Annotated in this window: 19 protein-coding genes and 1 pseudogene; 7 read left to right on the forward strand and 13 right to left on the reverse strand. The window is 31.1% G+C overall.

The window, feature by feature from the left end; translation table 11 throughout:
- The 6 genes from IDG60_RS01145 to IDG60_RS01170 all read right to left on the reverse strand — a co-directional run.
- The coding region (locus IDG60_RS01145; protein ID WP_206160388.1) for a DUF2800 domain-containing protein at positions 1-841 on the reverse strand (841 nt) is incomplete at its 3' end.
- Entirely contained in the window at positions 838-1,200 is a 363-nt protein-coding gene (locus IDG60_RS01150; protein ID WP_000279448.1) for a hypothetical protein, read from the reverse strand. The genes IDG60_RS01145 and IDG60_RS01150, both read right to left, overlap by 4 nt.
- A gap of 14 nt (positions 1,201-1,214) precedes the next feature.
- Complete coding sequence (locus tag IDG60_RS01155; RefSeq protein WP_000174998.1) at positions 1,215-1,538, reverse strand: hypothetical protein; 324 nt, start codon at positions 1,536-1,538, stop codon at positions 1,215-1,217.
- Positions 1,539-1,616: 78 nt separating this feature from the next.
- A complete protein-coding gene (locus tag IDG60_RS01160) occupies positions 1,617-1,778 on the reverse strand; it encodes a DUF1270 domain-containing protein (RefSeq protein WP_001285954.1) in 162 nt (53 codons plus the stop codon).
- 11 nt (positions 1,779-1,789) lie between these two features.
- Positions 1,790-2,053, reverse strand: a complete 264-nt coding sequence (locus tag IDG60_RS01165) for a helix-turn-helix domain-containing protein (RefSeq protein WP_001124160.1) — start codon at positions 2,051-2,053, stop codon at positions 1,790-1,792.
- Positions 2,054-2,077: 24 nt separating this feature from the next.
- Positions 2,078-2,293, reverse strand: a complete 216-nt coding sequence (locus IDG60_RS01170) for a hypothetical protein (RefSeq protein ID WP_001097553.1) — start codon at positions 2,291-2,293, stop codon at positions 2,078-2,080.
- A gap of 54 nt (positions 2,294-2,347) precedes the next feature.
- On the opposite strand from IDG60_RS01170, the gene IDG60_RS01175 reads away from it, so the two are divergent.
- Entirely contained in the window at positions 2,348-2,713 is a 366-nt protein-coding gene (locus IDG60_RS01175) for a hypothetical protein (RefSeq protein ID WP_001128433.1), read from the forward strand.
- Here the strand turns inward: IDG60_RS01175 and IDG60_RS01180 are convergent.
- Entirely contained in the window at positions 2,682-2,927 is a 246-nt protein-coding gene (locus tag IDG60_RS01180) for a DUF2829 domain-containing protein (protein WP_001025401.1), read from the reverse strand. The two genes, IDG60_RS01175 and IDG60_RS01180, sit on opposite strands and share 32 nt — an antisense overlap.
- 66 nt (positions 2,928-2,993) lie before the next feature.
- Here IDG60_RS01180 and IDG60_RS01185 point away from each other — a divergent pair, with 66 nt between their 5' ends.
- Entirely contained in the window at positions 2,994-3,374 is a 381-nt protein-coding gene (locus tag IDG60_RS01185) for a DUF2513 domain-containing protein (RefSeq protein WP_000773059.1), read from the forward strand.
- On the opposite strand, the gene IDG60_RS01190 is transcribed toward IDG60_RS01185, so the two are convergent.
- Positions 3,361-3,558 carry a hypothetical protein gene (locus tag IDG60_RS01190; RefSeq protein ID WP_001148860.1) on the reverse strand — a complete coding sequence of 66 codons (198 nt, stop codon included), beginning with the start codon at positions 3,556-3,558 and terminating at the stop codon, positions 3,361-3,363. The two genes, IDG60_RS01185 and IDG60_RS01190, sit on opposite strands and share 14 nt — an antisense overlap.
- Before the next feature lie 69 nt (positions 3,559-3,627).
- Here IDG60_RS01190 and IDG60_RS01195 point away from each other — a divergent pair, with 69 nt between their 5' ends.
- Positions 3,628-3,840, forward strand: a complete 213-nt coding sequence (locus IDG60_RS01195; RefSeq protein ID WP_000362644.1) for a hypothetical protein — start codon at positions 3,628-3,630, stop codon at positions 3,838-3,840.
- A 40-nt stretch (positions 3,841-3,880) separates the two neighbouring features.
- Here the strand turns inward: IDG60_RS01195 and IDG60_RS01200 are convergent, their stop codons facing one another.
- From IDG60_RS01200 to IDG60_RS01210, 3 genes are read right to left on the reverse strand one after another with little or no spacing between them, the layout of a single operon-like run.
- Complete coding sequence (locus tag IDG60_RS01200; protein WP_180992785.1) at positions 3,881-4,030, reverse strand: hypothetical protein; 150 nt, start codon at positions 4,028-4,030, stop codon at positions 3,881-3,883.
- 14 nt (positions 4,031-4,044) lie between these two features.
- Entirely contained in the window at positions 4,045-4,488 is a 444-nt protein-coding gene (locus tag IDG60_RS01205) for a hypothetical protein (RefSeq protein ID WP_000435357.1), read from the reverse strand.
- 47 nt (positions 4,489-4,535) lie between these two features.
- On the reverse strand, positions 4,536-4,748 hold the full coding sequence (locus tag IDG60_RS01210; protein WP_103182741.1) for a helix-turn-helix transcriptional regulator: 213 nt from the start codon (positions 4,746-4,748) through the stop codon (positions 4,536-4,538).
- A 151-nt stretch (positions 4,749-4,899) separates the two neighbouring features.
- On the opposite strand from IDG60_RS01210, the gene IDG60_RS01215 reads away from it, so the two are divergent.
- From IDG60_RS01215 to IDG60_RS01225, 3 genes are all read left to right on the forward strand, one after another.
- Positions 4,900-5,631: an XRE family transcriptional regulator gene (locus tag IDG60_RS01215; RefSeq protein ID WP_000511090.1), complete on the forward strand. Its 732-nt coding sequence runs from the start codon at positions 4,900-4,902 to the stop codon at positions 5,629-5,631.
- A gap of 69 nt (positions 5,632-5,700) precedes the next feature.
- On the forward strand, positions 5,701-5,883 hold the full coding sequence (locus tag IDG60_RS01220) for a hypothetical protein (RefSeq protein ID WP_000705240.1): 183 nt from the start codon (positions 5,701-5,703) through the stop codon (positions 5,881-5,883).
- A gap of 35 nt (positions 5,884-5,918) precedes the next feature.
- Positions 5,919-6,065, forward strand: coding sequence for a hypothetical protein (locus IDG60_RS01225; RefSeq protein ID WP_001794606.1), 147 nt, complete (start codon positions 5,919-5,921; stop codon positions 6,063-6,065).
- Here IDG60_RS01225 and IDG60_RS01230 read toward each other — a convergent pair.
- On the reverse strand, positions 6,062-6,676 hold the full coding sequence (locus IDG60_RS01230; RefSeq protein WP_000191466.1) for a hypothetical protein: 615 nt from the start codon (positions 6,674-6,676) through the stop codon (positions 6,062-6,064). The genes IDG60_RS01225 and IDG60_RS01230 overlap by 4 nt on opposite strands.
- Positions 6,677-6,801: 125 nt before the next feature.
- On the opposite strand from IDG60_RS01230, the gene IDG60_RS01235 reads away from it, so the two are divergent.
- Positions 6,802-8,007 carry a tyrosine-type recombinase/integrase gene (locus IDG60_RS01235; protein WP_000264751.1) on the forward strand — a complete coding sequence of 402 codons (1,206 nt, stop codon included), beginning with the start codon at positions 6,802-6,804 and terminating at the stop codon, positions 8,005-8,007.
- A 42-nt stretch (positions 8,008-8,049) separates the two neighbouring features.
- Here the strand turns inward: IDG60_RS01235 and IDG60_RS01240 are convergent.
- A pseudogene (locus IDG60_RS01240) lies at positions 8,050-8,394 on the reverse strand (hypothetical protein); the annotation flags it as partial.

The following is an 8,394-nucleotide window of genomic DNA, read 5'->3' on the forward strand; positions in this document are numbered from 1 at the left end:
CTTCATCAGCCCATTTTTTGATATCAGGCAGTTTATATAAAAGTTCTGCAATCTCTTCATCACTTAACAAATGTGGTGGCTTTTGAGGCACATTTTGCATGTATTCTGCACGTGTTCTACATGAATGCTTTATCTTACAGAATCTACAATGACTACCTGCTTTAAACTCACCTTCACCGTTATAAGCAAGTCTGGCTAATGGTTTAACAAAATCGGTTCCCCATTGAAGTAATCTTGATATTGGTAACTCTTCAGTAGAAAAGTTATCTATTCGTGGTTGTATGATAGTCATGCGAACTGTATGAATGTCATACATTAAACTAAGCAGTTCATATGCGCCCAAGCCATATAATCTAAGTTGAGGATTATCTATAGCTGAAACTTCAATGCCTTTACCGTATTTAAGGTCAATAATTTCAAGTACACCACCTGAAAATATAATGACATCACCAGTACCAAAAGATTCAGGGACGTATTTACCTAAATCCAATTTTGTTTCAAATAAAGCTATTACATCGTCATCTCTACTCAAAGCCTCGTTATACTTTTCTTCTACATTAGCTACGTACTCTTCAACATATTCGCGCAACTCTTCACTGTAATATTGATTTCGCTTATAATTTTGAAAAGCTTTATTAAACTCAAACTGTGTTAGGCCTTCATATTTAAGACTGAAATATAACTCACTTAACTCATGAGCGAATGTACCTTCTTCAGCAAAAACTGAACTTTTATCTGCAATACCTTCACTTGCCTTAATACTCGGTGGACAGTTTAGCCATTGCTTTGCTCCACTTGCACTAAGCTTTGCATGAGCTCTATTTGAGTGATCTAGCTTCATGCATTGATTCTCGCCTTCATAAAATCAACAATTTTTTCATAATACTCTTCTTTGATAGTAGATAGCTTATCCGCGCCAAGTTCGTTAAGTTTATTTCTAAATTCTTTCTTATCAGAAGTATCTGCTTTTTTAAGGAACTCTTTTCCTACTGATAAAACATAATCTTTAGTTAAATCAGCAGAAGTTACCTTAACTTCTTCAATTGATTCCGGTTGAGCTGTTTCTTCTTTTGACATTGGTGCTTCTTTAACTTTCTCTTGTACTATTGATGAATCTACAGTTGATAGTTCAGTATTTAACACGCGTAAATTCTTATTTAATAGTTTTAATTCTTCAAAAATATCTTCTAATACTGCCATTGATTAACTCCTCCTTAAAATTGGTTAGCTAGACGAATCATTAACTTGATACGTTCTTCTATTTCTCTAGGGTCATCACTTTGTTCATTTAATCTTGCTAACAATTCAAATTGTTCTTCTAATATCTCTTTCTTACGTTCGACTACACTTAAATGCAATTGCGATTCAATAACACGCCAGATACCCCAACTTTCCATTTCAATCTTTCCTTTTTTCTTAAGTTTTGAAAGAGTGGATTTTGCATGTGTTTTAGATATCCCAAAAGTTTCAACAACATCATCAGAATTGAAATTGTCATATGTTGCAAAATGTGATAGTATTTTTTGTTGTAAGGTCATATTAATAACTCCTTATATAATTATTTAAGACAATTGCTCATCTTGCACTGTTACTTGCTCCAACAAGTAGCAGTTTCTTTATTCTTCATAAAAGTATTCCTTATAAAATATGAATGTTGCGATACTTGCGAATCCCGCAATTGACCATGCTGTAGTGAAGTATAGAAACGGCATAAGCACAATCGCTAAGACTGTGAAGCACAGTACTGCTAATAGGTAGCTTTTATATGTGTCGCTCATTTAATATCCTCCTAATACCATTTTTTATGCTTTCTGATCAAATACTCTTCTAACTTAGAAATATTAATCAATGTTCCCGTTGCTGAATAATCAATGTATAAATTTTCTACACCTAAATTATCTTCACGGTAATATTTCAACCAGTTGTATACTGTACTTCTACATACTCCAAACAATTGATGGATTTGTGTAGGTGTTGCGTATAACTTTTTCACAAATTTTTCTTCGCCTCGATATGTGTTTTCTGGTGTTGGTGGTATTATGATTTTTGGCATCTCTATCACTCCTTTAGATAAATGTTAAAGTTTGTTATTATTCGCCCTGTATTGAAGTTCTCTATCTAATGCATAGAGAACTTTGTTTATTTCTAAGTAGCTGTAATCACTTTTTTTAATAAGCTCTAATATTTCCGCTCCTAAGTTACGTTCCTTTTCCGTTAAATAGGATGAAGAAGCATCAGCTTTGCTAGAAACTTGTGGGACGCCTATACGCAATCCTTCTGATCTTGTGTTCATTTGTTTATGCTCCTTTCGTGTATAATGTTGTTATCAACCTAAGGAGGTGATAACATGCCCTTGATATCTGATGAATTTGATACACTTACTAAAGACCAACAATATATCTTGTCCGTACTCTACAAAGATTATTTAGAATGTGTAAAGTTAGGTTCGGTTAAATTAACCTGCAATAATTTTGGAAGTGCTAAAGATATACATACAAAGTATTTTCAAAAACTACATTTCGAAGATGTAAAATACGATTTAAATAAACTTAAAAACTCTGGGTTCCTAAACGGCGTGTATGCTAGTAACACTATTTATCATGTAACAATTTCAGACAAGACTGTTGTTTACTTTGAAAATGAGTTTAAAAACAATTTAAAAAGTATCATTGATAGCATTTCTAAAATTGCTTCAATAATTCCTGGTCTCTAGTTGGGTTTATAACTTCCCAATCATTTGCCATGAGGTCATCGGCTGAAGGTTGCCAATATCTGATAAGGTTTGTCCCATCGCTATTTGAAATGATGCATTGTAAAAAACTATCATTTGTTGGTAATATCTTAGTTCGATGACTTTCTTTCCAATCTTTCCGTGTCATAGAGACAAGATTTTTTGTAGCTATCTTAGTTGCTTCTTGAATGTTCATTTGTTATTCCTCCTTTTAAGATGTTTATGATCCTTTCTGCTATACTCCTGTTATGGAGGTGATAGGATGAAACTTAATCACGATTGCGTTAGACTCTTGCTCTTAGAAATAGAATCTAATAAGAAAATAGGTGAACCACTTACTCGACATAATTTCAACGATAATATTATTTTTGATAAATATGATTTTGAAACAGTAATGTACTCACTTTTAAAATTAGAAGAAGCTAAATTTATTTGTTGCGATCTGAAATTCATCGAAGGCAGGGTCGTTTCTTGGATTATTGATGACATCACTTGGTCTGGCCATGAATTTCTCGATAATATTAGAGACAATAAAACTTGGAACGAAGTTAAAAGAGTCGTTAACAAAACATCCAGTATGTCTCTTAATCTTATGGGGAAATTAGCTTTTCAATATCTTTCTCAAAAATTCAATCTAACTTAAATTCATAACCATCAACCAAGGCATATAAGTTATTATTTACGTATGGTATTTCTTCAATGGTGTTGTTGATGAAATGAGATCGGACCATCAGTTCATATCCGTCATTAATTTGAATATCTAATGGTCGCCTATTACCTTCTTCGTCATAGTAGTAATAGATGACTTTTTTGTTTTGAGCTTGCATTTGTCGTTCCTCCTTTAAGTTGTTTTGTTATATAATTTAGTTATCTCCCAGTGGAAGGAGGTGAAATTTATGGATTTAGAGAAAATTGCTCACGATATTACAATCTCGCTATTACCTAGAGCTCTAGATAGACATAAGATTCATAACGAATGGCAAGAAGTCGGTGATGACGTAATTGCATTCGCTAAAGATAGCGTTGCTCGTGACTATTTCAGCATTTACTCTTCTGTGTTATTGGGATTACAAGAAGAAGAAAAAAGCAGAAAAGATTTAGGATTGTAAGGCAATAGCGCACTTGATTACTTGCACTAATTAAGTGCGCTTATTTAATTAGATATTTCTTACCTTCTCTATCCGAGACCAGTTTATATTTTTTAAATTTGCTTTCTTTCACTTTTAACCATTGATTTCCATGCCACACGTCAATTAAGTTTTCGTGTTTTTTATTGAATAGCCTTCTTAGTAGTTTCATTTGTAGTTCCTCCTTCATTCGAAATCATCGATAGTTAATTCTGAAACTCTCTTTTCATAGATATATAAATAATAGTTTTTGATATCTCTATAAATTTTTGCTGCTAGGTTGTATTCACTTTCACTCAAGTCTGAATTAAGTGTCACTCCAAAAATTGATAATGTTAATTTTCTAATATGGTCATGAACATCTTGTACATAAGCTTTTTGATGAATTGATTCGAAGCCATGCTGATACTTTTTTAGCGGAATCGGATGATTGAGCTTCCTCAATCTTCCTAGCGACAAATCTTTTGCGAAATTGAGTTTTTTATTGATTTCTTCTAAATCGTCATTATTGATTCTTACTTTACTGAAAATTGCACCTGAGCTGATTGGTTTCTCGCCTTTTATAGCATTTCTAACTTCTTTCGCTATAATTTCTTTCAACTCTTCTTTGGTTAACGTTATTTGTTCCATAGTGTCCTCCTTATTTTTATTTAGTTGTCACTTTCGAAACTTAAAGTTTAAAAAAAATCATCAACTTTAACATTTAAATGATCTGCTAATTTTTTAGCTTCTGAAGTTGTAAAATCTCTGCCATTAATTCGATTTATCTTTATACTCAATAAACTTCTACCCATTCCGATTGCTTTAGCAACTTCTTTTTGGTTAGTTCCTTTAAGTGCAATCAAGCTTTTTATTTTTAAGTATGGTTTATCTGCTACACTAGTTGTCATTGAACCCCCTCCTTTTGTTTCGTTTGTAACAACTTGATTTAAGAATACATCATAAAAGTTTCGATGTCAACAACTTTTGCAATAATATTTTCCTTGCGTTTCGTTTTCGAAACTTTTATAATGAAATTATCTTATATAAGGAGGGTTTCGTATGGGTATTGGTGAAGGTTTAAAGAAGCTAAGAAAAAATAAAAATATGACTATGGAACAATTAGCAACTGATCTTAATAATAAATATCCCGACTTAATGAAATTAACGAAAGGCAAGATATCAAAATGGGAAAATGAAAAGGAAGAACCTCGATTATCAACTGCCAAAATTTTGGCTGAGTACTTCAATGTGAAGATTAATGATTTGTATAGTGAATCAAATACTACATACAAAGACGATAACGACATCACTTCCATATACAACAAACTCACACCTCCCCGCCAAGAAAACGTACTTAACTATGCAAATGAACAATTGGAAGAACAGAATAAAGTCACTTCTATAGATGGATATAAAGAGTCTAAACTAGTATCGTATATTGCATGTGGTGCAACTGGTGCTGGCATAGGAGAAGAATTATATGATGACATATTGCATGAAGAAGTATTTTTTAAAGAAGACGAAACGCCATCAAATGCTGATTTTTGTATTTTAGTTAATGGTGATTCAATGGAACCTATGTTAAAACAAGGAACATACGCTTTTATTAAGAAAGAAGATTCTATTAAAGATGGTACAATTGCACTCGTTGTATTAGATGGAGTAAGTCTTATCAAGCGTGTAGATATATGCGAAGACTATATTAATTTGGTATCTCTAAATCCGAAGTATGATGATATCAAAGTCGCTTCGTTTAGTAATATTAAAGTAATGGGCAAAGTTGTATTGTGACCAACAGCGCCTATATGGCACTTTAATATAAAAGACGTCTATTTCAGCAGTGTTTAAAAGGAGTTTATAATGAAAATAACTAATTGCAAAATAAAAAAAGAAACTATAGTATATGAAGTTTTAACTAGTGGTAATCAACCATTCACTTATGAGTTACCTAAAGATTTATCGTCACATAATGCGCGTAAATACTTGGAATTTATTTCACAAAAAATAGATGGAGATAAGTTAACCAAAGAAGATTCATTATGATTTTACTAATCAAAAAACGCCTACTAGTGTAGACGTTGAATGGTGGTGAGAATTTTATGGTAGATAAAAACAAAAAACAAGAAACTACTCGTAGTAACCCATTAAACAAAAGTTTTGAAAAGTCAGGCGCCAGCCAAAAATTAAAAAGCACTTTATCAGAAAAAGCTAAGAAAAAAGATTAGTATTCATTCATTAAATATAAATCCAATTTAATTTGTTGTTTAAGGTCTACAAGCGTATGTTTAATATACAATTCATCGTTTGACGGTAAATCAGATACTTTGAAATCTTGTCGCTCAACTTCTAGTAAATCGAAATCGCTACCAGCTGAATTATAGGTTTTAAGTTCACCCTCTTCAATGATTCTGTTTTCAAAGTCTTTTATAACTATAAATACTGGTTTACCGTTGTTATTAAACAACTTGTCTCTTTTGTCTAATAAGCTTATACAATCCAATTTCATAAACTTTCTGGTTATATTAATTAACCAGATAATAAATTTAACAATTAAAGGATTAAATACAAACACTGTTAAAACAAAAATAAATAGAAACAAAATATTTGCTTTTAGACCTGTAAGCAACTGAATTAAATTCAAATTTTTTAAATCAACATTATTAAAAATTATAAAACTATAAAACCATATCAAACATGTTTCAATAGAAAAAATCAATAATACAGGAGTATTGATAACCTTGTTTTTTTCACTAACTAAACCTATCATTGTTAGATATTTATATGGTATGTAACCTAAAACTCCTGTAAGAAGAAGCGCCCCTAGAAATTGAGTCATCTTATCACCTACTTTTTATTTTATTATAACACATTTAGTACCTAGTACTAAATTACGGGTAGCCCGACTACCCTTATTATTTTTTAATATTTTATAGAACATACGTTCTTGCAGGAGGTATAAACATGTGGATTGAAAAATTTAAAAACAAAAATAACGAAACTAAATACAGATACTACGAGAAGTATAAAGATCCATACACAGATAAATGGAAGCGCGTAAGTGTTGTGTTGAACAAGAATACAAAACAATCTCAAAAAGAAGCAATGTTTCGTTTAGAAGAAAAAATAAAAGAAAAACTGAACAACAAGTCGTCAAGCGAATTAAAAACTTTGACTTTTCACGCGCTATTAGATGAATGGCTTGAATATCATATAAAAACATCAGGTTCAAAGTTGACTACTCTTAATAATATAAAAATAAGAATTAGAAACATTAAACGATACAGCTCTGAGAACTTGCTTTTAAACAAACTAGATACAAAATATATGCAGATATTTATTAATAAATTATCAGATATCTATTCTCAAAATCAAGTAACCCGTCAACTCGGAGATATGAAAGGAGCTATTAAATATGCAGTTAAATTTTACAATTATCCAAATGAATATTTGTTAACTAATGTCAAAATTCCTAAAAGAAGAAAAACAATAGAGGATATCGAAAAAGATGAATCTAAAATGTACAACTATTTAGAAATGAACCAAGTCCTACAGATACGTGATCATATACTAAATGATAATAAGTTACACAAGCGAAATCGCATTTTAATTGCCAGCATCTTAGAAGTACAGGCTTTAACTGGTATGCGCATAGGAGAACTACAAGCACTGCAGGAAAAAGATATAGATTTATTAAACAAAACTATCAATATAACAGGTACAATTCACCGCATTAAATACGAGGAAGGATTCGGATACAAAGACACTACAAAGACTATAAGTTCAAAAAGAAGTATCAGCATCAATTCTAGAACCGTAGAAATTTTTAAAAAGATAATACTGGAAAACAAAATGTTGAAAAGATGGAATTCGAGCTATGTTGACAGAGGGTTCATATTCACAACAAAAAAAGGGAATCCTTTATGTAATAATCAAATCGCCGGTGTGCTTAAGAAAACTACAAAAGCTTTAAATATGAATAAGAAAGTTACCACGCACACATTTAGACATACACACATAACTTTATTAGTAGAAATGAATGTTTCTTTAAAAGCAATTATGAAAAGGGTAGGACATGTAGATGAAAAAACAACCATTCGCATATATACTCATGTAACTGAAAAAATGGATAGAGAACTAACTCAAAAACTCGAAAACATTCCAAGTTAGCTTAAATCTGCCCTTTTTTTGCCCTTATATTTTTTACAAGCTTTATAAAACGCTTGAGAACACTGGCGTTAAAGCTTTTCTTGAAATAAACATATCATCATAATGAGATGGTTCAAATAACATCTGTACAATCAAAGGCTTCATGTTCTTAACAATATCATCTAAATGGTTATCTAAAATTGGTGACACTGCTTTTAAATCATTAAGAAATGGCTCCCATTTGCCTAAAGTATTATCTAATTCTTCTAATTTAGTTTTAATATAATTACAAGTTACATTAGGAATCAGGGACAAAAATTCTTTCTTTTTTACATTTAACATTTCAATTGCATGTCTTAAATTCTTACGTATTTTGGGAATTGTATTAATCAAATATTTTATTACATC

It is taken from the genome of Staphylococcus sp. EG-SA-2 (assembly GCF_017152085.1).

Bases quoted from the DNA above. Each gene is read 5' to 3' on its own strand.
- IDG60_RS01150 (WP_000279448.1), bottom strand. From the start codon at position 1,200: ATGGCAGTATTAGAAGATATTTTTGAAGAATTAAAACTATTAAATAAG.
- IDG60_RS01155 (WP_000174998.1), bottom strand. From the start codon at position 1,538: ATGACCTTACAACAAAAAATACTATCACATTTTGCAACATATGACAAT.
- IDG60_RS01160 (WP_001285954.1), bottom strand. From the start codon at position 1,778: ATGAGCGACACATATAAAAGCTACCTATTAGCAGTACTGTGCTTCACA.
- IDG60_RS01165 (WP_001124160.1), bottom strand. From the start codon at position 2,053: ATGCCAAAAATCATAATACCACCAACACCAGAAAACACATATCGAGGC.
- IDG60_RS01170 (WP_001097553.1), bottom strand. From the start codon at position 2,293: ATGAACACAAGATCAGAAGGATTGCGTATAGGCGTCCCACAAGTTTCT.
- IDG60_RS01175 (WP_001128433.1), top strand. From the start codon at position 2,348: ATGCCCTTGATATCTGATGAATTTGATACACTTACTAAAGACCAACAA.
- IDG60_RS01180 (WP_001025401.1), bottom strand. From the start codon at position 2,927: ATGAACATTCAAGAAGCAACTAAGATAGCTACAAAAAATCTTGTCTCT.
- IDG60_RS01185 (WP_000773059.1), top strand. From the start codon at position 2,994: ATGAAACTTAATCACGATTGCGTTAGACTCTTGCTCTTAGAAATAGAA.
- IDG60_RS01190 (WP_001148860.1), bottom strand. From the start codon at position 3,558: ATGCAAGCTCAAAACAAAAAAGTCATCTATTACTACTATGACGAAGAA.
- IDG60_RS01195 (WP_000362644.1), top strand. From the start codon at position 3,628: ATGGATTTAGAGAAAATTGCTCACGATATTACAATCTCGCTATTACCT.
- IDG60_RS01200 (WP_180992785.1), bottom strand. From the start codon at position 4,030: ATGAAACTACTAAGAAGGCTATTCAATAAAAAACACGAAAACTTAATT.
- IDG60_RS01205 (WP_000435357.1), bottom strand. From the start codon at position 4,488: ATGGAACAAATAACGTTAACCAAAGAAGAGTTGAAAGAAATTATAGCG.
- IDG60_RS01210 (WP_103182741.1), bottom strand. From the start codon at position 4,748: ATGACAACTAGTGTAGCAGATAAACCATACTTAAAAATAAAAAGCTTG.
- IDG60_RS01215 (WP_000511090.1), top strand. From the start codon at position 4,900: ATGGGTATTGGTGAAGGTTTAAAGAAGCTAAGAAAAAATAAAAATATG.
- IDG60_RS01220 (WP_000705240.1), top strand. From the start codon at position 5,701: ATGAAAATAACTAATTGCAAAATAAAAAAAGAAACTATAGTATATGAA.
- IDG60_RS01230 (WP_000191466.1), bottom strand. From the start codon at position 6,676: ATGACTCAATTTCTAGGGGCGCTTCTTCTTACAGGAGTTTTAGGTTAC.
- IDG60_RS01235 (WP_000264751.1), top strand. From the start codon at position 6,802: ATGTGGATTGAAAAATTTAAAAACAAAAATAACGAAACTAAATACAGA.